The sequence below is a fragment of the Ruminococcus sp. MCC718 genome, from assembly GCF_018783905.1.
GTDB classification, from domain to species: domain Bacteria; phylum Bacillota; class Clostridia; order Lachnospirales; family Lachnospiraceae; genus Hominisplanchenecus; species Hominisplanchenecus faecis.
Map to the genome: position 1 here is coordinate 15,128 of NZ_WQNP01000003.1, position 24,797 is coordinate 39,924.

At 44.5% G+C, this 24,797-nt stretch carries 18 protein-coding genes and 1 tRNA gene; 17 read left to right on the forward strand and 2 right to left on the reverse strand.

From position 1 onward, the window contains the following. Window positions 1–89: 89 nt before the first annotated feature. Window positions 90–767: a hypothetical protein gene (locus GPK60_RS00515; RefSeq protein ID WP_173865840.1), complete on the reverse strand. Its 678-nt coding sequence runs from the start codon at window positions 765–767 to the stop codon at window positions 90–92. A 202-nt stretch (window positions 768–969) separates the two neighbouring features. Here GPK60_RS00515 and GPK60_RS00520 point away from each other — a divergent pair, with 202 nt between their 5' ends. Continuing rightward, the gene (locus tag GPK60_RS00520; RefSeq protein WP_147631543.1) at window positions 970–1,539 is read left to right on the forward strand and encodes a TetR/AcrR family transcriptional regulator C-terminal domain-containing protein; all 570 of its coding nucleotides are present in this window, start codon (window positions 970–972) and stop codon (window positions 1,537–1,539) included. On the opposite strand, the gene GPK60_RS00525 is transcribed toward GPK60_RS00520, so the two are convergent. Beyond that, window positions 1,502–2,446 (reverse strand): hypothetical protein, encoded by a 945-nt coding sequence (locus GPK60_RS00525; RefSeq protein ID WP_215658643.1) that lies wholly within the window; start codon window positions 2,444–2,446, stop codon window positions 1,502–1,504. The genes GPK60_RS00520 and GPK60_RS00525 overlap by 38 nt on opposite strands. A gap of 279 nt (window positions 2,447–2,725) precedes the next feature. Here GPK60_RS00525 and GPK60_RS00530 point away from each other — a divergent pair, with 279 nt between their 5' ends. From GPK60_RS00530 to rpsO, 16 genes are all read left to right on the forward strand, one after another. Beyond that, window positions 2,726–5,470 carry a hypothetical protein gene (locus GPK60_RS00530; protein ID WP_173897120.1) on the forward strand — a complete coding sequence of 915 codons (2,745 nt, stop codon included), beginning with the start codon at window positions 2,726–2,728 and terminating at the stop codon, window positions 5,468–5,470. Between the two features lie 430 nt (window positions 5,471–5,900). After that, the gene (locus GPK60_RS00535) at window positions 5,901–10,733 is read left to right on the forward strand and encodes a discoidin domain-containing protein (protein WP_215658644.1); all 4,833 of its coding nucleotides are present in this window, start codon (window positions 5,901–5,903) and stop codon (window positions 10,731–10,733) included. 280 nt (window positions 10,734–11,013) lie between these two features. Beyond that, a tRNA-Glu gene (locus GPK60_RS00540) sits at window positions 11,014–11,085 on the forward strand. Window positions 11,086–11,197: 112 nt separating this feature from the next. Beyond that, the gene (locus GPK60_RS00545; protein WP_173895317.1) at window positions 11,198–13,120 is read left to right on the forward strand and encodes a DNA gyrase subunit B; all 1,923 of its coding nucleotides are present in this window, start codon (window positions 11,198–11,200) and stop codon (window positions 13,118–13,120) included. A gap of 91 nt (window positions 13,121–13,211) precedes the next feature. Beyond that, window positions 13,212–15,461, forward strand: a complete 2,250-nt coding sequence (locus tag GPK60_RS00550) for a DNA topoisomerase (ATP-hydrolyzing) (protein ID WP_215658645.1) — start codon at window positions 13,212–13,214, stop codon at window positions 15,459–15,461. Between the two features lie 166 nt (window positions 15,462–15,627). After that, the gene (gene rimP / locus GPK60_RS00555) at window positions 15,628–16,092 is read left to right on the forward strand and encodes a ribosome maturation factor RimP (protein WP_147631537.1); all 465 of its coding nucleotides are present in this window, start codon (window positions 15,628–15,630) and stop codon (window positions 16,090–16,092) included. Window positions 16,093–16,115: 23 nt separating this feature from the next. Then, window positions 16,116–17,309 (forward strand): transcription termination factor NusA, encoded by a 1,194-nt coding sequence (gene nusA / locus GPK60_RS00560; protein WP_173895319.1) that lies wholly within the window; start codon window positions 16,116–16,118, stop codon window positions 17,307–17,309. A 3-nt stretch (window positions 17,310–17,312) separates the two neighbouring features. Beyond that, on the forward strand, window positions 17,313–17,591 hold the full coding sequence (locus tag GPK60_RS00565; RefSeq protein ID WP_022119277.1) for a YlxR family protein: 279 nt from the start codon (window positions 17,313–17,315) through the stop codon (window positions 17,589–17,591). Then, window positions 17,578–17,925: a ribosomal L7Ae/L30e/S12e/Gadd45 family protein gene (locus tag GPK60_RS00570; RefSeq protein WP_215658646.1), complete on the forward strand. Its 348-nt coding sequence runs from the start codon at window positions 17,578–17,580 to the stop codon at window positions 17,923–17,925. Before GPK60_RS00565 ends, GPK60_RS00570 begins: the two co-directional genes overlap by 14 nt. Continuing rightward, window positions 17,903–20,650, forward strand: coding sequence for a translation initiation factor IF-2 (gene infB / locus GPK60_RS00575; protein ID WP_215658647.1), 2,748 nt, complete (start codon window positions 17,903–17,905; stop codon window positions 20,648–20,650). Before GPK60_RS00570 ends, infB begins: the two co-directional genes overlap by 23 nt. A 19-nt stretch (window positions 20,651–20,669) precedes the next feature. Continuing rightward, on the forward strand, window positions 20,670–21,053 hold the full coding sequence (rbfA, locus tag GPK60_RS00580; protein ID WP_022119358.1) for a 30S ribosome-binding factor RbfA: 384 nt from the start codon (window positions 20,670–20,672) through the stop codon (window positions 21,051–21,053). Next, entirely contained in the window at window positions 21,043–22,008 is a 966-nt protein-coding gene (locus GPK60_RS00585; RefSeq protein WP_215658648.1) for a bifunctional oligoribonuclease/PAP phosphatase NrnA, read from the forward strand. Before rbfA ends, GPK60_RS00585 begins: the two co-directional genes overlap by 11 nt. Next, complete coding sequence (truB, locus tag GPK60_RS00590) at window positions 22,005–22,937, forward strand: tRNA pseudouridine(55) synthase TruB (RefSeq protein WP_215658649.1); 933 nt, start codon at window positions 22,005–22,007, stop codon at window positions 22,935–22,937. Before GPK60_RS00585 ends, truB begins: the two co-directional genes overlap by 4 nt. Window positions 22,938–22,952: 15 nt before the next feature. Next, a complete protein-coding gene (locus GPK60_RS00595) occupies window positions 22,953–23,843 on the forward strand; it encodes a bifunctional riboflavin kinase/FAD synthetase (protein WP_215658650.1) in 891 nt (296 codons plus the stop codon). After that, a complete protein-coding gene (locus tag GPK60_RS00600) occupies window positions 23,833–24,282 on the forward strand; it encodes a DUF3592 domain-containing protein (RefSeq protein WP_173895324.1) in 450 nt (149 codons plus the stop codon). The genes GPK60_RS00595 and GPK60_RS00600 overlap by 11 nt, the downstream gene beginning before the upstream one ends. A gap of 113 nt (window positions 24,283–24,395) precedes the next feature. Beyond that, complete coding sequence (rpsO, locus tag GPK60_RS00605) at window positions 24,396–24,662, forward strand: 30S ribosomal protein S15 (protein ID WP_022119364.1); 267 nt, start codon at window positions 24,396–24,398, stop codon at window positions 24,660–24,662. Window positions 24,663–24,797: the final 135 nt, after the last annotated feature.

Genomic DNA, 24,797 nt, shown 5'->3' on the forward strand with positions numbered 1-24,797 from the left:
ATCTTTTCAATATTTTATAAGGATTGTGTGTTTGATATGAGATGAAATTGTGTTTTTTGTTTGAAAATTGTGTGAAATGCAGACAGATCCTAAAAAGAAGGGAAGTGCTGGTAAGGTTCTCCGGAAGGAACAGTGATGCCAAGATCTTCCAGTTCGATGGGGATTTTTTCTCCGTTTTTATCGACGGTACAATAATAGATGGACAGATCCTGATCCTGTGAAAAATTCACCTGTAAGGTATAGCAGATACTGTCAAGAATCTGACGATAAAGCTGATCCTTGCTGTAGATGGGAAATGCTTCCTTTTCAGCGGATGCAGTGCCAGTAAAAAGAGAGCAGGATCTGGCAAAACAGACTGTGAGACTGTTCTCATTTTCTCCGGTGACAGATTCGGCAAGATCCAGATTCCATCCGGTCAGATCAGCCATTGCAGCGATCAGAGATTCCGGCGTGACAATATCTCCGCCGGCATAGGGATAAGCACGGAAACTTCCATTGCTTCCTATATAAATAGATGCAGAAACAACTTCGGATTCTGTGCTGGATTCTTTTTGGTGTTCCGGTTCCTGGATCGGCAAGCGGATCGTACCGGATACGGACTGTGATTCCGGCGTGCTGCTTTCAGTTTCTGTTATATAGCCTCCGATTTCTGTTTCCACTGCAGGAGCCTCCGTGATCAGAGGTTTCGGTTCCTTTCGTTTGCTGCATCCGCCGGAAACCAGTAGCAGGATGCCAAGAAGAGGCAAAAATAAATGATATTTTTTCATATATAATCCTTTCCGATTTCAGTTGCATTCTTACAATTTTGGCAGGAAGTCCTTCGACCTGTGCCCGATATTACAGATACTGTTTTGTTTCATTCAGTATAGAAGAAAAGTGAAAAAAATGCAATAAAATGGAAAAAAGTTGCTTGCACCTTTTGGAAGGATGGTATAAGATACAGGAAAAGTGTGTTTATGAGGTGAGAAAATGGCAGATTCCAATATCACAAGGAATGCGATGGCAGCGGCGATGAAAGCTCTGATGAAAGAAAAAAAGCTTTCCAAGATCAGCATTTCTGATATATGCGGAGCATGCGGTATGAATCGCAACAGTTTTTATTATCATTTCAAAGACAAGTACGATCTGATCAACTGGATCTTTTATACAGAATTTGTGAGCAATATCCATCTGGAGGAATATAAAGATGCATTGCAACTTCTGGAAGATATCTGCGATTATCTATATCAGGAAAGAGATTTTTACCGTGTGGCATTAAAGATGGAAGGACAGAATTCTTTCCAGGAATATTTTTCAGAAGTGATGGATCCATATCTGAAGTATCTTGCGGATCAGATCATGGGTGCCGGAAAAGAAGAAGCTTTTTTTCTGCGGTTTTTCGGAGATGCTTTTTTGATGGCGATTATCCGCTGGGTAATGGATGAGAATATTATGCAGCCCAGAGAATTTGTCCGACAGCTGGATGAGACAATTTCCCTGGGGGCGAAAAAGATTCTGGAAGTTAAACAGAAGAAAGCAGCCGATTCATCCGTTCTGTGATATGAATCGGGAGCGGATCACCTGAAATAATCTCATTGATCCGTGTGATATCAGAATAAAAATCAACAGCTAAAAACGGATATGCCTGCTTCATGCGGGTATCCACGGCAAATCTGGAAGCGACACTGCTGGTGTCGCTTTTTCTGTCTTCTGATAAAAAAAACAAAAATGGTGTGGCAAGAGAAGACAGAAGCCCCAGACTTTTCCGTGAAATGCATTCCCGGATATTCTGTTCATTATATAGCTGATAAACGCCATAAAGTTTTTTGTGGGCACTTAATATCTGATGGATTTCAGATTCCATTAAAGCTTCCATTTTGAAGATTGGCATTACATTCTGCACATCTTTATAATCATCCATATTGATACAGAAAGAATCCACATCCGAAAGAAACCATAAGAATGCACAGTCATCCTGCTTTTGAAATACCTCCGGCAGAAACGTGTTCTCTGAAAAGGAGGCAGATGGAAGGAAAGCATAAGTGCAGACACCATATGTTTTCCAAAAATCAATAAAAGCATTGAGGTTTTCAGCTGTCCATTCGCTCTTTGAGAGATCCAGTATCTGGATCCAGGAAGTTAAGATGCCTTCATTATCCCTTTTTGCACGGATTTTTTTTGCACCGTCCGTCCAGCTGTTGTAACCGAGGTTCATACCGAAAGTAGTCAGATTTTCTGCCGATACATTTCTGACGAGATTCTGCATAACAGAAAAATAAGGACTGTCTTTATATCTGAGACACTGCTGAAAAATGCCGAATATTTCTTTTTGCACCGATCCTCTGGCACATACTTTTCCGAGATCTGCCAGTTTGCGGAGCGTTCGTTTCGGATTACTTTCCATACCGCGAAAAGCTCTTACAAGTTCCAGACGGATAACGGAGCGTGTTACGTCCTGTGTATTCAAAATATCACCTTCTTTTTCATTTATGAGAAAAAAACACAAACAAACCCTATAGTATTCTTAACTTCTTTCTACTATACTACTTCTTAGAAAGAAGAAAAATAGGCAAAGGAAGCGGCGATGTAAAAAAATTGTACACTTCCGTAAATGTGTCGAAAAATTATACATCATCTCAATAGTGACTAATGAAATATAAAAGCCGCAAAGCATATAATGTCACGTGAAAAGAGGAGCTGGCTTAGAAAATGTCGCAGAAGAGGCGGCAGCAGGAGGTAATAGATCATGGCAAAAAAAATCAGAAAAAATGTAAATACAAAAAAAGTTGTTTATAGAGGAATTGCAGTGGGAATGGCTGCTGTAATGGGTGGTGTGCCGGTAAGTGCAGCTGCCGCAGATGTATCAAAAGAAGAAACCGTTTATGTCAATGCGGATGCATCCGGAAATACGACAGACGTTACCGTATCAAACTGGTTGAAAAACAGCAATGGTGACAGTACGATAAAAGACAAATCCGATCTGCAGGATATCGAGAATGTAAAGGGCGATGAAACTTACACCGGAAGCGGTGACTCCATGAGCTGGCAGGCAGACGGTTCCGATATTTATTATCAGGGTACTACAAGCAAAGAACTTCCGGTATCTGTAAAGCTTAAATATTTTCTGGATGGTGTAGAAACAGATCCAAATGATCTGGTCGGCAAGAGCGGAAAGCTGAAGATTCAGGTAAATTATGAAAACAAAGCAAAAACAACAACAAAAATCGACGGCAAGACAGAAAATATTTATAATCCATTTGTTATGGTGACCGGAATGATCCTTCCGGATGAACATTTCTCCAACATTGTGATCGACAATGGAAAAGTGGTATCCGATGGAAGCAGAAATATTGTGATCGGTGTGGCAATGCCAGGTTTAAAAGAAAGCCTGAACCTTTCCAAAGATCAGGAAAAAGATATCACACTTCCGGAGAGTCTGGAGATTACAGCGGATGTAACGGATTTCGAGATGGACTCCACCTTCACCGTAGCAATGACAGACATTTTAAAACAGCTGGATGTGGACAGCATCTCGGATACCGATGAGCTGACAGATGCCCTGGATGATCTCGAGGATGCTGCACTGAAACTGGTTGATGGTTCCAAAGAGCTGTCTGACGGTGCAGATACTCTGAATGAGAAATACGGAGAGTTTGATGACGGAATCCAGACCTTAAAGGATGGTATCGATCAGTTGAACGGCGGTGCAAAACAGCTGGACAGCGGAATCAACGCGTATACACAGGGTGCAGAACAGCTGAATCAGGGTATCCAGAAATATCTCGGAAGCAAGGGTGTTATGACCGGAAAAGTAACAGAATACAAAAATGGTGTAAACAGCATCGTATCCGGTGTACAGACCTATACAAAAGGAACCTCCACACTGGCAGACGGTGTGACTTCTTACATCGCAGGTGAAAAGAAACTGGCAGACGGTGCAAAAGCACTGAAACCGTTGACAACAGGTCTTTCACAGGTGAGCACAGCGATCGATCAGATGTATGCCGCAATGGACGGAGAAGGCAGTACACAGGAAGATCTCAAGGCGGCTTCTTCTGCTCTGGCAGCCGGAACGGCACAGCTTGAGAGTTCTCTTGAAAGTCTGTCCGGACTGGCATCACAGGTTAACGGACTTGCTCAGACAGGAAGTGAACTGATTACAGAGGGCAAAGAACTTTCAGGTGCAGTAGACAGCTCCATCAAAGCACCGGCAGCACAGCTGATGGCAGACGGACAGTCACTGGCAGCACAGCTTCAGACAATCAGCACTGCCCTTACTACTTTACAGACACAGGCACAGACTGCGATCGCAACAGCAATGGGCACATCCGTTCAGAATGTCAATGCACAGATTGCAGACCGCAACAGCAAACTCGATGCAGCAAAATCCTCTGTGAATTCTGCAGTTGAAAGTGCAAACAGCCAGGTGGCAGCGGCAAATGGTCAGATTGACACGGCGAATGGTCAGATTGAGAGTGCAAGAGCCGCTCTTGATACAGCGATTGCAGCAGCACAGGCAGCCGGCAATACAGATCTGGTAAATTCTCTGACCGCTGCAAAATCAAATCTGCCGAGCGTATCCAAAGTGGATACCACCGTATCTGCAGATACTACTGGCGTGACAGCGGTAGATCAGGTAACGGCACCGGATGTCGAAATCAGCATGCCGGGTATCGACACGGCATCACTGACTGCAACACTTCAGAATATGAAGACCAGCCTTGAGACCCTTCAGAGTGCAGCTGGACAGATGAGCACAAAACTGGATGGCATGCAGACAAAACTGGCAACACTTTCCGGTGTGAGCATTCCGGAAGCACCGATGACACAGCTGACAACCAGTGTCAAAGTACTGAATACAGGCATGCAGGGACTGGATGCTGCAATCGATACACTTGCCGGAAATGTAAAGACTCTGAAAACACAGACTGCATCTCTTCCGAGTGCGGGAGCCGGAATCGCAAGTCTGCTGAGCGGATTCGATTCACTTGGCTCATACAACGATCAGCTTACATCCGGAGCAAAAGAACTGAAACAGAACGCACCGGTACTGAATGCAGGGGTCAAGACACTGCAGAAAGGAACCAAACAGCTGGCAAGCGGTGTATCTCAGCTTTCCACGCAGCTTTCGGCAGGAGCATCTACCCTGGTATCTAATAATGCAACTCTGACAGATGGCTCTGCAACCTTGCTTTCCGGCGTAGATGAGCTCTTCACAGGAGCCGGTACCCTTCAGACCGCAAGCGGACAGGTAGCAGATGGTATCAGCCAGCTGGCAGACGGAGCAAAAGAACTGGCAGACGGAACTTCTGAATTCGAAGAAGAAGGCACCAAGAAACTCAAAGAAACCGTAGAAGATGATCTGCTCACGGTGATCGACCGCATCAAAGCACTCAGCTCTGATGAGTGCACATATGATACTTTCAGTGGAAAAGCATCCGGTGTGGACAGCAATGTGAAATTTATCATTGAAACAGATCCGATTGAGTAATTTACGTCAAACTGGTGTGATATCCGGCATATAGTATATGATTTAAAAAACAGGCAGGTGTATCAGCGGTATAAAGCAGATACACCTGCTTTTGATATACCTGTGCAGCAAAAGAATTCTCAAAAAAATGGTTTTGATATGCACGAAAAATGCAGGAAATAACAGAAAATAATTAAAAAAGCAGCACAAATAATAAAACAGAAACGCAATATTGGTGATAAAACTGGTGATAAATTACAAAAAGACTTGAAATAGAATGAAAAGTATAGTATACTATACCTAATTTTGAGGCGAAGAAGTCTTGGAATAAAATAAGAGTGGAACAGCATGAGATGTTTCACAGTGCAGTAACAGCAGTTACCACAGGGAGAAGCAGACAGCGATACAGATGTCTGCCATAAATATTTATGAAAGGAAAAGGTAAAAACGTATGAAATTCAAACAGGTTTTAGCAGGATTACTGGTAGGTACTATGGTTGTGACAAGTGCACCGGTATCCGGACTTGGAGCATTGAGTGCTCTTGCAGCTTCGGAAGAAGCAGAAACAAAGAATTATAATTATACAAAACTTACAGAGGGTCTGACAGCTTCAGCAGATTGTGCTGATGGAACAAATACAATGAATGCTGTATTAAATGGAAACCCAGACGACTACTGGCATTCAGCATGGGAAGGTGATAATCAGCCGGTTAAACAGGGCGGCGAAGTTATCATGAATTCGAACAACAATATCACCTTGACTTTGACTGAAGCATCAACTGTCAAAAAATTGGAATATGTTTCAAATGGTGCAGGCAATAATGGTACGATTAAAAAATGCAATATTTATTATAAGACATCAGCCGAAAATGCAGAATTCAAGAAAGTACAGGAAGATCCATATACGTTGAGTTTTACAGAAAGTAAAGCAACGATAGAATTTACAGATGCAATAAGTGATGTGAAAGAAATTAAGATAGAAGTACTGAACACTGCAGGTAATCCGAACAATACTTTTATTTCCGGCAAAGAACTTTATGTATACAGGGATGACAATACAAAAATAGACAGTGGCAATATTTTGGCAAAAGCAGAGTGTTCCTCCCAGGGCGATGCAGCATTGAAGAATCTTGTGGATAACAATGAAGCTACAGGATACCATTCAAGCTGGGGCGGAAACGGCGGAACAGTTGCCGCAGATGAAGGATTTACTGAAATAGTACGTCCTGGAACGATGACTACTCCGACTGAACTGATTTCCAGAAACAATCTGTATATCAACCTTGCAGGCTCTGAAACGATCGGAAAGATTGCTTATCTGCCTCGTCAGGGATCGGGATCAGGAAATGGTGTTGCAAACGGAAGAATTACCGCTGCCAATATTTATATCTCCAATGCAGATGTTAATGACGTTTCTGCGATCACAGACTGGAAGCAGGTGGCAACAGCAGATTGGGAGAATAATTCTGATGAAAAAAATGTGACATTCTCGCCGGAAACAGCAAAACATATCCGTATCGAAGTAAAACATTCAGCAGGCGATCAGACAGATGCCTATATTAATGCCGCAGCGATTGATATTTATAAAGCAGAAGAAGTTGTTGCAGAAGATAAAGTCATCAGTAAACCTGTACTTACAGCAGTCGCACCTGTAACAGGGGAGAAACCTGCTGACGTAACTGCGACTGATCCGAAAGGATACACCGTTGCAACTGCATGGACAGATTCTGATGGCAACACAGTAACAAAATTTGAAGCCGGACAGAATTATACTTTAACAATCGCTCTGAAAGCAGAAGAAGGAAATATATTTGATGAAACTAGTATTCCGGAGAAAATCCAGGTTGGAGAGAAAGAAGTTGCTGTAAATGCATCAGATGTAGTTATATCAGAGAAAGGAAAAACCATGACTCTGACTCTGGTTTTCAGCGTACCGGCAGAGACAACAAAACCATCAGATAAAGAGTACGGAAAACTGGAAGGGCTGACTGGTAAGGCCGACAGTGAAGAGCGGATACACGATAATCAAGGTGAAGATGGTGCAACAAGTAATGCACTCGATGGAAAAACGGATACCTACTGGCATACAAACTGGAGCGATCCATCCAAACCAAAGGCAACTTATGCAGACGGGAAACTGACCGGTAATAATACATATACTATTACGCTGGCAAAAGCTACAACGGTGAAAGCATTTACTTACATACCGAGAAATCTTTATGATAATGCAGGAAATATTGCAAGTGGTGCGATTTCTGAATGCAAAGTTTTTGTATCCACAGACAACGGTACAAACTGGACTCCGGCAGGAAAGGCAGAAGGTGATACTGCATGGACTTATGTAAAGAAAGATGCAGAAGGTGCAGATCAGAACTTTGCCGAAAAAACATTAGAATTTGGCACAGAATACGCAGATGTCACAGATGTAAAAGTTGAAGTCATCAAGACAGCCGGTGCTGAGCCAAGTAAATACATTAACGCAGCAGAATTCGGCGTGATCGGTGAAAAGGATGCAGCTCCGTCAGAATCCGAGGCACGCAAAGCTCTTGCGGCAGCACTTGCAGATGCAGAAAAAGTAGAATCCGCTGATAAATATACAGAAGATTCTTACAAAGTGTTCGAAGAAGCTCTGGCAGCAGCAAATGCTGTTACCGATGAGACAAAAGATGAGGATGTTCAGAAAATCGCAGATACACTGGCAAATGCGATCAAAGCACTGAAAAAAGCTGAAACACCGGCTCCGCCAGTTACCGAAGATTCTGTGATCACAGCACCGAGGCTTTCTTATACAGCACCGGTAGCCGGAGAAACTGCAGTAGTACCAAGCTATGTTGCAATGGAAGACCAGTCTGCGAAACCGGCTACACTGGAAGTGAAAGATGACGTTCCGACAACGGTCGTTGAAGATGGCGGCGTATTGGCATTCCAGGGAAGACTGACTGCACCGAACAACGGAGCAAACAATGATAAATTTGATGTATCCGGCGATACACCGATGGTTCTTCGCACAAAAGTAAAACTGAAGAATAAAACTGATGAAGTTGTAAATATCCTTGGTAAGATGGATTCTCAGTATGGTATCCAGGTAGACGGTGCAAACAACCGCGTGATCCTGTACTGCTGCGATGCACAAGATAAATGGCCAGAGGTACAGTATAAATATGATGCCGATACCTTCTGGGGAGAATGGCATGATATCGCACTGGTATATACCGGAACAAATATGCAGCTTTATGTAGATGGAAAAGCTGGTGAAGCTACACCGGGAAGAGTAAATGCATCAGATGGATACCAGGTTGTATTTAAATCTTATGCATCCAGTATCTTTACAATCGGATACAATACTGAAAAGAGTACAAACCACGAGGCAGATGGAAACGGTGTTAAATACTCCACACTGGATCAGGTAGATGGTAAGATTGCAGATATCAAACTTTACAAAGGCACCGATTATTCAGAAGGTCTGACAAAATCTTATGATGAGATCAAGGCCGCTCTGGAAAAGGTGGCACCAGATGCTGATATTTCTGCAATTCCATACACAGCAGTGACAACATGGTCAGCAAACGGTACTGCTCTTGAAAAAGATGCCAAGTTTGCCGGAGAGACAGCATATACTGCAACAACCGTATACACGGCTCGTTCCGGATTTAAATTTACCGACATCAGCAAACCAAGCGTAGACAGTGCAACCGTTACGATTTCAGCAGACGGAAAGACCATGACCGTGACAAAGACATTCCCGGCAACTGCAAAAATTGTTTGCTCCTGTGTAGTTGGCGAGATCACAGGTGTTGCAGATCAGACGATTGATCTTGGCGTAGCAGACAGCAAGACCGTAACACTGAGTGCAAAAGCACAGGTAACCGGTGACTGCAAGGTAGAAGGACATGACGGAACTGTAAACTATACCTACACAGTAACAGACGCAGGTACAACAGGTGCAACTGTAAAAGACAATGCAGTGACAGTGACAGCAGCAGGTACAGCAAAAGTAAAAGTAACGGCAACTCTGGCATCTGATGCAACCAAGACAAGCACAAAAGAGATCACACTGACTGTTACAACAAACAAAGCATCCGCAGAAGACAAAGCAGAACTGAAAACAGCAATTGATTCTGTCAAAGATATTGTGGAAGCTGATTATACAGAAGAAAGCTACGCACCTCTGAAAAATGCTCTGGCAAAAGCAAATACACTGAAAGACAAGACAGATGCATCAAAGACCGAAATTGAAGACGCAGTCAAAGCAATCAATGATGCGAAGAAAGGTCTGAAGACTAAAGTTGCTGCCAAGAAAGAAGAACTGAACAGTCTGCTGACAGCTGTTTATGATGATCTGATGAAAAATGGCAACACATATACAGTGGCATCTTATAATAATGCAGTGACAGTATATAAAGCAGTGAAAGATCTTCCAGGCAAAGACGGAGTAACCGTAGCAGAACTTGAAAAGGCAATCAAAGATCTGAATGATGCAAAAGATGCTCTGGTACTTCAGGAAACAGCTGATCTGGAAAAAGCAAAAGAAAACGCAGCCAACACACTGAAAGACGCAGCGGCGATTGTAGATGCAGGACAGAAAGATTATGAAGAAGCAAGCTGGAAAGTATTTGATGCAGCTTACAAGGCACTGAAAAATGCTCCGGCAGATGCAGATAAAGCAACCCTGGAAAGCCTGACACTGGCACTTAGAAATGCACAGGCAGCCCTGAAGAAAGCAGAGACTCCTGCAGTTGCTCTGGATGCACCGAAGGTAAAAGCAGCAAAAGCAAAAGTTACCAAAACAGGTGTTGTTGTAAATGTAACGGTAGAAGCAGTAAAAGATGCAGCATCTTACGATGTATACCGTGTAGTAAAGGGCAAGGCAACCAAGGTTGGTACAACCGCAGCAGGCAAAACGACCGTAAAAGATAAGAAAGCAGTCAAAGGTGCTTCTTACTACGCAGTGGCAGTTTCCAAAGACGGCAAGGTTGTAAGCAAAGCCGGTGCAGCTGTAGCAGTGAAACTTGCAAAAGCTCCGAAGATCCAGAAAGCAACAGCAGGATCTAAGAACGCAAAACTGAGCTGGAAGAAAGTAAAAGGTGCAAAAGTTGTTGTATATCGTTCTACGAAGAAGAACAGCGGTTACAAAAAAGTAGCTACTACCAGAAAGAACGCAACTTCTGTCACAAACAAGAAGGGGCTGAAGGCAGGTAAGACTTATTACTACAAGATTGCAACGATCAAAGGAAAACTGATCAGTGCAATGAGCAAAGCAAAAAGAGTTAAAATTAAAAAATAAGATTTTCAAAGCATGGAAAACTTATAATTAAATGAAAGAAGAGGGGCGGTACTTCGGTATCGTTCCTTTTTCTTTACCATTTTGGTATCTTAAAAAGACAGCACAGGAATGCTTCTGTATGTTTGATTTTGGAATCTTTGGAATTATTGTATCATGCAGAAAAAACGTGAAAATTCCAAAAAATAAAAAAGTTTAAAAAAATTAAAAAAAGGTGTTGACATTTCCTGAAACATGGTATATTATTAAGGAGTCTTGAGGCAAGACAAAAAACAAAAGATAAGGTTCCATGGTCAAGCGGTTAAGACGTCGCCCTCTCACGGCGAAAACAGGGGTTCGATTCCCCTTGGAACTGCTAAGAAGGCTGTTTTGTTAGAAAACAAAGCAGCTTTTTTCTTTGCCCCATAAGAGAACATTTGTTTTGGGGTGTGATAAGAACAAGCATGTTTTTGAGCAAGGAGGAAAATATGGCAAAAAAAAGCACCTATGATGCCAGCAGTATTTCGGTACTGGAAGGTCTGGAGGCTGTCAGGAAGCGTCCTGGGATGTATATTGGCAGCGTTTCCAGAAAGGGTTTGAATCATTTAATATATGAAATCGTAGATAACTCGGTGGATGAACATCTGGCTGGTTTCTGTGACCGCATTGAAGTGACACTGGAAAAAGACGGCTCTGCAACCATCAAAGACAATGGACGTGGTATTCCGGTGGGCATGCACGAAAAAGGCATGTCGGCAGAACGTCTCGTTTTCACGACGCTGCATGCAGGCGGTAAGTTTGATAATTCGGCCTATAAGACAAGCGGCGGTCTGCATGGTGTCGGATCTTCCGTTGTAAATGCCTTGTCCGAATGGCTGGAAATAAAAGTAAGCCGTGAAGGTTGCGTGCACTATGACCGTTACGAGAGAGGGATTCCGACGGTCGAACTGGAAAACGGCTTGCTCCCGGTTATTGCAAAGACCAAAGAAACAGGAACCTGGATTCGTTTTCTTCCAGATGCAGAGATTTTTGAAAAGACTCGTTTTTCGGCAGCAGAAGTAAAGAGCAGGCTGCACGAAACTGCTTATCTGAATCCAAATCTTACGATCGTATTCAAGGATCTGCGGGATGAGGAGAAAGAGACGGTCACGTTTCATGAGCCGGACGGTATCGTCGGCTATATCCGGGATTTAAATAAGAAAAAGGAAACGATCCACGAGCCGGTTTATCTGTGTGGAGAGGCGGATGGCATTCATGTAGAATGTGCATTTCAGTATGTCAATGAATTCCATGAAAACGTACTTGGTTTCTGCAATAATATTTACAATGCAGAAGGCGGCACGCACCTGACCGGTTTCAAAACCGTGTTTACCACGGTGATGAACACTTATGCAAGAGAGCTTGGGATTTTAAAAGAAAAGGATGCCAACTTTACCGGAGCAGATATCCGAAACGGTATGACGGCGGTTGTTTCTATAAAACATCCGGCTCCGCGATTTGAAGGTCAGACAAAGACCAAGCTGGATAACCAGGATGCCTCAAAAGCAACGGCGAAGGTGGTAGGAGATGAGGTGGTCCGCTATTTTGACCGAAATCTGGAAGTATTAAAGAGCGTGCTCTCCTGTGCGGAAAAAGCAGCTAAGATCCGCAAAACAGAAGAAAAAGCAAAAACAAACATGCTTACAAAGCAGAAATATTCTTTTGATTCCAACGGAAAGCTGGCAAACTGTGAAAGCCGCGATGCTTCAAAATGCGAAATTTTTATCGTGGAGGGAGATTCTGCGGGGGGATCTGCAAAAACGGCAAGAAACCGTAATTTCCAGGCGATCCTGCCGATTCGCGGTAAGATTTTGAATGTCGAAAAAGCAAGTATTGATAAGGTTCTTGCTAATGCCGAGATCAAAACAATGATCAATGCATTTGGCTGTGGATTCTCAGAAGGATACGGTAATGATTTTGATATCACAAAACTCCGTTACGATAAGATCGTGATCATGGCAGATGCCGACGTGGACGGTGCTCATATCTCAACCCTGCTTCTGACGCTGTTTTATCGTTTTATGCCGGATCTGATCTATGAAGGACATGTATATATTGCAATGCCGCCGCTTTACAAAGCGATGCCTTCCAGAGGAGAAGAAGAGTATCTGTACGACGATAAAGCACTGGAGCGTTACCGCAAAACACATAAAGGCAATTTCACGCTGCAGCGTTACAAAGGTCTTGGCGAGATGGATGCCGAGCAGCTCTGGGAGACCACACTGAATCCGGAAACACGTATTCTGAAAAGGGTGGAGATCGAAGATGCACGTATGGCTTCGGATGTGACGGAAATGCTGATGGGAAGCGATGTTCCACCAAGAAAGGCATTTATTTATGAACATGCTCAGGATGCAGAACTGGATATATAGAACGAAACAAAATATAGAATCGCTTCGAACAGATGAAGCATCTGATGGCAGAATCACAAGAACAGGATTGAAATAAGGAGAAAGTTACGACATGGATAGAGAACAGGAACAGATCATCCGGACAGAGTATTCGGAGCTGATGCAAAAATCATATATTGATTATGCAATGAGTGTCATTGTCTCAAGGGCACTGCCGGATGTGCGTGACGGACTGAAACCGGTACAGAGACGAACACTTTATGATATGTATGAACTGGGCATTCGCTATGACCGCCCTTATCGTAAATGTGCCCGTATTGTCGGAGATACGATGGGTAAATATCATCCGCATGGCGACAGCTCGATCTATGAGTCTCTGGTTGTGATGGCACAGGACTTTAAAAAAGGACTGCCTCTGGTGGACGGTCACGGAAATTTTGGCTCGATCGAGGGTGACGGTGCAGCGGCGATGCGATATACAGAGGCACGCCTGCAGAAAGTGACTCAGGATGCATTTCTCTCGGATCTGGACAAAGATGTGGTGGATTTTGGACCAAACTTTGATGAAACAGAAAAAGAACCTCAGGTTCTTCCGGTGCGGCTTCCGAATCTTCTCGTAAATGGATCAGAAGGAATCGCCGTTGGTATGGTGACCAGCACACCGCCGCACAATTTGGGCGAGGTGATCGATGCCGTCAAGGCAACGATTTTAAATCATAAGATCACGACGGAAGAACTGATGCAGTATATTCAGGGTCCGGATTTTCCGACCGGCGGCATTGTCATCAACAAAGACGATCTGCTTTCCGTTTACGAGACAGGGACAGGCAAGATCCGCCTGCGTGGACGTGTGGAGATTGAAAAGCTCAAAGGCGGAAAAGAACGCATTGTGATCACAGAGATCCCATATACCATGATGGGGGCAAATATCGGCAAATTTTTAAATGATATCGCAGGGCTGGTAGAGAACAAAACCACCACAGATATCGTCGATATCTCCAATCAGTCCTCGAAAGACGGTATAAGGATCGTTCTGGAGCTCAGGAAAAATGCAGATACGCAGAATATCATCAATATGCTTTACAAAAAGACCAGACTGGAGGACACGTTCGGTGTCAATATGCTTGCCGTGGCAAACGGAAAGCCGGAAACGCTGGGATTAAAAGCGATCATCGAACATCACATTGATTTTCAGTTTGAACTGGCAACCAGAAAATATAAAAATCTTCTTGGTAAAGAAAAAGCAAAACAGGAGATCCAGGAAGGACTGATCAAAGCCTGCGATGTGATCGACCTGATCATTGAGATCCTGCGTGGCAGCAAAAACCGCGATCAGGTAAAAAAATGTCTGGTGGAAGGCATAACAGAAGGAATCCGTTTCCGTACCAAAGCATCTGAAAAAGCTGCGGCAAAACTGCATTTTACGGAGAATCAGGCAAATGCCATTCTGGATATGCGTCTTTACAAACTGATCGGGCTGGAAATCGAGGCACTGGAGGCGGAGCATGCCCAGACCCTGAAAAACATTGCGGCTTACGAAGATATTCTGACAAACTACCGTTCTATGGCAAAAGTGATCATGAAAGATCTGGATCGTCTGAAAAAGGAATATGCTTCTGAACGGAAAACTTCCATTGAGAATGCAAAAGCAGCTGTTTTTGAAGAGAAGAAGATGGAGGAAGCGGAAGTGGTGGTTCTGATCGACCGTTTTGGCTATACAAGAAGCGTGGATCTTTCGGTATATGAACGGAACAAAGAATCAGCAGATGCGGAAAACCGCTTTGTGGTGCATTGCCTGAATACCGACAAGCTCTGTATTTTTACGGATACCGGACGTCTGCATCTTCTGAAAGTGGCAGATCTTCCTTATGGACGTTTCCGTGACAAAGGTACACCGCTTGACAATCTCTGCAATTATTCCAGCACGGAAGAAGAAATTCTTCGCATCGAAGGCCTGAATGCGGTCAAGAGCACAAATCTGTTGTTTGCAACGCAGCAGGGCATGATCAAAAAGGTAGAGGGGACGGAATTTGATGTCTCCAAACGGACGATCGCATCCACAAAACTTACGGATGGCGATAAACTGATTGCAGTTTTACTGATCGGTGTGGAAGAACAGATTGTCCTGCAAAGCACAGATGGCTATTTCCTGCGTTTTATGCTGGAAGAAGTTCCGGTCAAAAAGAAGGCGGCAATCGGTGTCCGCGGTATGAAGATGAATGCGAAAGATCAGCTTTTGCAGGTACATCTGCTTACACCGAACGGAGATGATATCGCTATATACAAAGACAAAGAAGTACATTTAAATCGCCTGCGGATCAGCAAACGAGATGCAAAAGCAGTCAAAACGAGGGTTTCCTGATAAAAAAACAGGCAAAAAGTGCAAAAATTAAATAATAAGAAATTTTCAACAAAGTCTTGCATTTTAACAGCAGTAGTGTTATAATTGGAGCGATGATAGAAGATTACCAGAGTGTGAGTGGGCAGTTCGCCCACTCATTCTTGTTGTATAAGAAAGGGTGAAGCGAATGACAAGAAGAGAGACTTATGAAGCAAAGACAGAAGAACTGCTGCAGCCGCTTGTGGATGCACACGGGTTCGAGCTTGTCGATGTAGAATACGTAAAAGAGGCCGGTAACTGGTATCTGCGTGCCTATATTGACAAACCGGGCGGGATTGCAGTAGATGACTGCGAAGTGATCAGCAGAGCGTTGAGTGACAAACTGGATGAAGAAGACTACATCGAAGATTCCTACATTCTGGAAGTGAGTTCCCCGGGACTTGGACGTCCGCTGAAAAAGGACAAAGATTTCCAAAGAAGCATCGGAAAAGAGATCGAAGTCCGCACTTTCCGTGCCATCGACAAACAGAAAGAATTCACAGGTATCTTAAAAGAATTCAACAAAGACAGCTTCACCATAGTGATAGAAGACAACGAAATGACGTTCCAGCGTTCCGAGACAGCACTGGTAAGACTGGCGTTTGATTTTTAAACATAATAGGAGGATAAAAGAAAATGAATAGCGAGTTGTTGGAAGCATTAAATGTACTGGAGAAAGAAAAAAACATCAGCAAGGATACCCTTCTGGAAGCAATCGAACAGTCCCTGCTTCAGGCATGTAAAAACCACTTTGGAAAAGCAGACAATGTAAAGGTATTTATTGATCCGGTAACCTGTGAGTTCAACGTGCACGCAGAAAAGACGGTTGTAGAGAAAGTAGAAGATCCGATCATGGAGATCAGCCTGGAAAACGCAAAACAGCTGAACTCCAAATATGAGCTTGGTGATATCGTAAACGTAGAGATCAAATCCAAAGAATTCGGACGTATCGCTACTATGAATGCCAAGAACGTGATCCTTCAGAAAATCCGTGAAGAGGAAAGAAAAGTACTTTTTGAGGAATATTATCAGAAAGAAAAGGATATCATTACCGGTATTGTTCAGCGTTATGTCGGCAGAAATGTCAGCGTAAACCTTGGTAAAGTAGATACCGTCCTGATGGAAAATGAAATGGTAAAAGGTGAAGTATTCCGCCCGACCGAGCATATCAAGCTTTACGTTCTGGAAGTAAAAGACACACCGAAGGGACCGAAAGTTGTTGTATCACGTACCCATCCGGAGCTGGTAAAACGTCTGTTTGAGTCCGAAGTAACCGAAGTAAAAGATGGTACTGTAGAGATCAAGAGTATTGCAAGAGAAGCCGGAAGCAGAACAAAGATGGCAGTCTGGTCCAACAATCCGGATGTAGATCCGGTCGGAGCATGTGTCGGCATGAACGGTGTGCGTGTCAATACGATCGTAGAAGAACTGCGAGGAGAAAAGATCGATATCATCAACTGGGATGAAAACCCGGCAATCCTGATCGAGAATGCATTAAGTCCGGCAAAAGTAATCTCTGTTATCGCAGATGACGATGAGAAGACCGCAAAAGTGATCGTTCCGGATTATCAGCTGTCTCTGGCAATCGGAAAAGAAGGACAGAATGCAAGACTGGCAGCAAAACTGACCGGATTCAAGATCGATATCAAGAGTGAGACACAGGTAAGAGAATCCGGCGAGCTGGATGAATATCTGATGCAGGGCGATTACGAAGAAGACGCTGATACAGAAGCAGCAGATGAGGATACTTTTGATTATGAAGAAGCATACGAAGAAACTTCTGACAAAGAAACGGAAGATATGCTGAATGAAGAAGGCGATCAGGAGTAAAACATGAGTCAGGTTAAAAAAATCCCCATGCGGAAATGCGTGGGATGTCAGGAAATGAAAAGCAAACGGGAGATGATCCGCATCCTGAAAACAGAAAGCGAAGGGATCATCCTGGATGCGACAGGAAAGAAAAACGGCAGAGGTGCATATATTTGCAGATCCGGGGAATGCCTTGAAAAAGCGATCAGAAATCACGGGATCGAGCGTTCACTGAAAACCGGCATCTTGCCGGAGATATATGACAGCCTGAAGAAGGAGATTGAAAAGATTGAGTCAGAATAGAGTGCTCTCTATGATCGGTCTTGCACAGAAAGCCGGAAAAACGGCCAGCGGAGAATTTTCTACGGAAAAATCGGTCAAAACGGGTTGTGCAGCACTGGTTATCGTATCCACGGAATCTTCGGACAATACAAAGAAGAAGTTCCGGAATATGTGCGAATATTATAAGGTGCCGTTCTATCTTTATGGTACAAAAGCTGAATTAGGTGCAGCTATGGGTAAAGAATTTCGGGCATCACTTGCGATCACAGATACAGGACTTGCAAATGCCGTCCGGAAATATTTACCGGTGGAAAATGATGGAGGTAGATGTGATGGCGAGAATCAGGATACATGAACTGGCCAAAAAACTTGGCAAAGAAAATAAAGAAATTTTGAACTATTTGACAGAAAAGGGCATTCAGGTAAAAAGCCCTATGAATTCATTAGAAGAGGAACAGGTGGCTATGGTAGAAGATAAATTCGGAAAGAAAGAGACGAAGCCGGAAGGAAAGGCAGAAGCAGCAGAAGAAAAGAAAGCACCTGCTAAAAAGAAAAATATTACACAGGTATTTCATCCGCAGAACAGCCGTACAGGTATCGGACGCGGCACAAGAGGATCACAAAATCGAACAGAAGGACAGCAGGGACGCAGAAACGACGGCCAGAAGAATAATCGACAGGATGGTCAGACACAGAATCGTGACGGTCAGAACCGCACAGGTCAGCAGGGAGGCCCAAGAAGAGACGGCCAGAATGGAGGCGGACGTTTCCGTGACGGCAATAATGACTCCAGAAATCAGGGCCAGGGACGCAGAAACGACGGTCAGAACCGGGGCAGCCAGCAGGGAGGACCAAGAAGAGACGGTCAGAACGGAGGCGGACGTTTCCGTGACGGTAATAATGACTCCAGAAATCAGGGTCAGGGACGCAGAAACGACGGTCAGAACCGCACAGGTCAGCAGGGAGGACCAAGAAGAGACGGCCAGAATGGAGGCGGACGTTTCCGTGACGGCAATAATGACTCCAGAAATCAGGGTCAGGGACGCAGAAATGACGGTCAGAGACCATCCGGCGGAAGAAATCAGGGAAGCCGTATGGACGGCGGTTCCGCAGTGATAGAAAAACCGATCACCAAAGAATCCAGAAACCGCAATGACCGCGGAAGAAACGACCGTCAGGATAAAGTTGATAAATTCGAGAGCAAGAGCAACCGTTTGGGTCAGGGAGGAAAAAATAATTCCAAGAATAATAACGGCCGCGGCGGAAAGAATAACAAGCAGCAGGTAAAACAGCCGACACCACCGGTACAGGAGAAGAAGGAAGATGAAATCAAAACCATCACACTTCCGGAAACCATGACGATCAAAGAGCTGGCTGACGCTATGAAGATTCAGGCATCTGCGATCATCAAAAAGCTCTTCCTGGAAGGTGTTATGGTAACGGTAAACCAGGAGATCGATTTTGAAAAAGCAGAAGAGATTGCACTGGAGTTCAACTGCATCGCAGAAAAAGAAGAAAAAGTAGATGTGATCGAAGAGCTTCTTCATGAAGAAGAGGAAGATGAGAGCACCATGGTTTCAAGACCGCCTGTAGTCTGTGTTATGGGTCACGTTGACCACGGTAAGACTTCTCTTCTGGATGCGATCCGTAACACGCATGTGATCGCAAAAGAAGCTGGCGGTATTACTCAGCACATCGGTGCTTATGTCGTAGATATCAACGGACAGAAGATCACATTTCTGGATACACCGGGACATGAAGCATTTACTGCCATGCGTATGCGTGGTGCAAATGCAACCGATATTGCGATCCTGGTTGTTGCAGCAGATGACGGTGTAATGCCGCAGACTGTAGAAGCGATCAACCATGCAAAAGCAGCCGGCACAGAGATCATCGTTGCGATCAACAAAATCGATAAGCCAAGTGCCAACATCGACCGTGTAAAACAGGAACTTTCCGAGTATGAACTGATTCCAGAAGACTGGGGCGGAAGTACGATCTTTGTTCCGGTATCTGCCCATACACACGAAGGTATCGACACACTGCTTGAGATGATCCTTCTGACTGCTGAAGTTTCTGAACTGAAAGCAAACCCGAACCGTGCAGCAAGAGGTCTGATCATCGAGGCTGAGCTGGATAAAGGAAAAGGTCCGGTAGCAACGGTTCTGGTTCAGAAGGGTACGCTGCATGTCGGTGATCCGGTAGCATGCGGTTCCAGCTATGGCAAAGTCCGTGCGATGATGGATGACAAGGGAAGAAGAGTAAAAGAGGCAGGTCCTTCTACTCCGGTAGAGATCCTTGGTCTTTCCGATGTACCAAACGCAGGTGAGATCTTTGTTGCATGCGAAAATGACAAGGAAGCAAGAAACTTTGCAGAAACCTTCGTAAGTGAAGGAAGAGAACGACTGCTCGAAGAGACAAAGGCAAGAATGTCTCTGGATGACCTGTTCTCACAGATCCAGGCAGGTGACCTCAAAGAACTGAACATCATTGTAAAGGCAGATGTACAGGGTTCTGTAGAAGCCGTAAAACAGAGTCTTCTGAAACTTTCCAACGATGAAGTCGTTGTCAAGATCATCCACGGCGGTGTCGGTGCGATCAACGAATCCGATGTCAGCCTGGCAAGTGCATCCAATGCGATCATCATCGGATTTAACGTTCGTCCGGATGCAACTGCAAAGGCAACAGCAGAGCGTGAAGGTGTGGACGTAAGACTGTACCGTGTCATCTACGATGCGATTGCAGATGTAGAAGCAGCTATGAAGGGCATGCTGGATCCGATCTTCGAAGAAAAAGTCATCGGACACGCAGAAGTACGTCAGCTGTTCAAAGCTTCCGGTGTCGGAACCATCGCCGGTTCCTATGTGCTGGACGGTACGTTCCAGAGAGGCTGCTCTGTCCGTATTACCCGTGAAGGAACACAGATCTTTGAAGGACCGCTGGCATCCTTGAAACGATTCAAAGATGATGTAAAAGAAGTAAGAGCCGGATACGAATGTGGTCTTGTATTTGAGAAATTCAATGATGTCCACGAACTGGATCAGGTAGAAGCATATATTATGGTAGAAGTACCAAGATAGGAAAGCAGGTTTTGCCAATATGAGAAAGCATAGTATTAAAAACACCCGCATCAATGGTGAAGTACAGCGTGAACTGGCAAATATCATCCGCGGGGAGATCAAAGATCCGAGAATCCATCCGATGACATCAGTCGTTGCGGTGGAAGTTGCACCGGATCTGAAGACCTGCAAAGCATGGATCAGCGTGCTGGGCAATGAACAGGCCCAGCAGGATACCATTGCAGGTCTGAAAAGTGCAGAAGGATTTATCAGACGAAAACTGGCACATACGATCAATCTCCGTAATACGCCGGAAATCCGTTTTGTGCTGGATCAGTCCATTGAATATGGTGTTAGCATGTCAAAACTGATCGATGATGTAAACAGTCATTCTGAAAAGAGAGAGGATGAGCATGAAGATTAAACTTTCTGAAATTTTACAGGATACAAAGACCGTTGCGATCTCCGGCCATATTCGGCCGGACGGCGACTGTGTCGGCTCCTGTATCGGACTTTATCTCTACATACAGCAGGAATTTCCGGATGTTCAGCCAACGGTCTATTTGGAAGAAATCCGTGATTCTTTTAAGTTTCTGGAAGGAAGCGACCGGATCATACATTCCTGTGAGGAAGAGAAAGTATACGATTTGTTCATTGCACTGGATGCCGGGGACAAGCAGCGTCTCGGAGCGTCTGCAAAATATTTTGACACTGCAAAACGCACGGTCTGCATTGACCACCATATCAGCAACCCAGGCTATGCACAGACCAATTATATCGAAGCAGAGGCAAGTTCTACCTGTGAACTGATCTATGATATTCTGGATGAAGATAAGATCGGCAAAAATATTGCAGAGGCTCTTTATATGGGAATCGCCCACGATACCGGTGTCTTCCAGTATACCTGCACCTCTTCCAAAACGATGCAGATTGCCGGAAAACTGATGGACAAAGGCATTGCATTCACCGACATTCTCGATAAAACGTATTTCGAAAAAACATACCTTCAGCACCAGATCACAGGGCGTGCCCTGCTTGAGAGCATGCGGCTGATGGACGGCAGATGTATCATCAGCGGACTGCGTCAGCGTGACATTGATTTCTACGGCGTGACCCCGACGGATCTTGACGGTATTTCTGCACTGCTTCGCAATACGGAGGGCGTAGAGGTTGCTATTTTCCTGTATGAGGCCAACACGCAGGAATACAAAGTCAGCATGCGTTCAAAGTCCTATATCGATGTGCAGAAAGTGGCACAGTTTTTCGGCGGCGGCGGTCATGTGCGTGCAGCCGGATGTACCATGCAGGGTTCCATGCATGATGTGGTAAACAACCTGACCAGAGAGATTGCAAAACAGATGCCGGAGGAAATACAGTGACACCACAGAAGAACACTTTTAACGGAATTCTGAATGTATACAAAGAACAGGGCTATACCTCACACGATGTCGTTGCAAAACTCCGCGGGATTTTAAAACAGAAAAAGATCGGACACACCGGAACCCTGGACCCGGCAGCAGAAGGTGTGCTGCCGGTGTGTCTTGGAAAAGCAACGAAAGTGTGTGAGCTTTTAACAGATAAAGATAAAACCTATCAGGCCGTTCTGCACCTTGGCATCGTCACGGATACACAGGATATGACAGGCGAAATCCTGGAACAGAAGGACGCAGCCGTATCGGAAGCAGAGGTACGTGAGGCGATCCTTGGTTTTGTCGGAGAATATGCACAGGTTCCGCCGATGTACTCCGCACTGAAAGTGAATGGAAAAAAGCTCTGCGATCTGGCAAGAGAGGGAAAAACCGTAGAGAGAAAAGCGAGAAAGATCAAGATTCTGGAAATTACGATCGATCAGATCGCCCTGCCTTTTGTCACCATGACCGTTACTTGTTCTAAGGGAACATATATTCGCACACTTTGCCATGACATCGGAGAAAAGCTTGGCTGCGGCGGATGCATGGAATCACTTCTCCGCACCCGTGTCAGCAGTTTTACATTAAAAGACAGCCTGAAACTTCCTGAAATCGAAAAATTGCAGGAATCAGGAAAAATCGAACAGATTCTGATGCCGGTCGATGCTGTTTTTATGCAGTATCCGTGCGTATCGATCCTGGAAGAGCAGGAAAAGATCCTAAGAAACGGCAATCCGTTTCGTGTTCATGAGATACAGAACCTTTTGCCGGAAGGGCAGAACGTGGATGAGCTGAAAAAGGACAGGATCCGCGTGTACGATGCCGGCGGACAGTTCTGTGCGATCTATGAATACCGGGAAGAAAAAGGCATGTTTTTTCCGGTAAAAATGTTTTTATAAAATAGGAATGTGATTATGGAATACATGAAGGGAATTGACGGACTGTATATCCCGGAGGAGACAGCCGTTACACTTGGAAAATTTGATGGCGTGCACAGAGGGCATCAGAAGCTTCTGTCCCGCATTCTGGAAAAAAAGAACCTGAAGAGCGTAATGTTTACCATCAACGGCAGAAAAAGCGGATTTGTTCTGACGGACGAAGAAAAACGGTCTATGTTGGAAAAAACGGGACTTTCTTATCTGATCGACTGTCCGTTCATTCCGTCAGTATCCGGTATGGAGGCAGAGGATTTCGTGAGAGAAATCCTCGTAAACCGGCTGCATGCAAAATCGATTGTTGTCGGAAAAGATTTCCATTTTGGATATAAACGAGGCGGAGATGCCAGCCTGCTTCTCTGGCTCCAGGAAAAATATGGTTTTCAGGTTGAAGTCATAGAGAAAGAGCAGTATAAAGGCAGAGATATCAGCAGCACCTATGTCAAAGAAGCCCTGGAAGCAGGCGATATGGAACTGGTCAATGATCTTTTGGGCTATCGCTATTTTATTTCCGGTGAAGTGCTTCACGGCAGGCAGATCGGCCGGACACTTGGCATGCCGACCACCAATCTGGTACCGAGCACCAAAAAACTGCTTCCGCCAAACGGTGTCTATCTTTCCAGGACACGCATCGGTGAGCAGGCATATTACGGTGTGACAAACATCGGCTACAAACCGACCATCGGTGAGACGTTCCGCGGAGTAGAAACGTACCTGTTTGATTTTGACGGAGATCTCTACGGAGAAAATATCGATGTAGAACTTTGGAAATTTAAACGGCCAGAGATGAAATTTGACTCTGTCGAACACCTGAAAAATCAGATGCAGGCGGATATTGCTTTTGGAAAGGAGTACTTCTTTGAAAAATAGTATCGGGATGCTTGGCGATCTTATGATGCTGCTTGGCGTGATCTTTATTTTTCTGGGATTTCTGTGCAGACGCTACCGCAACATTCATGCAAAATATAAAGGGCAGGCAGAAGCAACGGTCGTTGAGATCGTGGCCGGCCATCCGGATGAAAAGGGTCTGCAGGAAGGCGTCCATAACTATTTTTATCCTGTCTTTGCTTACTATGCAGACGGCGTGCTGATACGGAAACGGTATCGCTACGGCAGCAATCCCTGCAAATTTGTGCTGAATCAAAAAGTGAATATCAGATACAAGATTTCAAATCCATCGATTTTTATCATAGAAAGAGGAAATTATCTGGAGAGACGGGCAAAAATCCTCTATTATCTCGGGATTTTCCTGGTTCTTGCCGGAACATTTATTTTTATTTTATTTGCTAACCGAAAATGGTTGACGTAGTTTATCATACTGTGCTATACTTAACAAGTATGAATTAAGCCGATATTCAGAGCTGAGGACGACTCCGACCCTGTTCTTAGTATCCGGCGTGTGAAAAACAAGGAGGAAATATCATGATTTCAAAAGAAAAGAAAACAGCTATTATCGCAGAGTATGCAAGAAAAGAAGGAGATACAGGTTCACCGGAAGTACAGATCGCTATCCTGACAGCACGTATTCAGGAGCTGACAGAGCATCTGAAAAATCATCCGAAGGATCATCACTCCAGACGTGGTCTGCTGAAAATGGTTGGACAGAGACGTGGTCTGCTTGCTTACCTTAAGAAAACAGATCTGGAAGGATACCGTGCACTGATTGCAAAACTTGGTATCAGAAAATAATCTGGGAATCACAGGGGGACGGAACGATTTCCGTCCCCTGTTTACGTTGCTTGAAGTATGCGTAAACTTCCAGAATGGTTTCTCCTGACAGAAACCGAGCCGGCAGCTGCTTTACATTCCGAGACCACTGAAAAG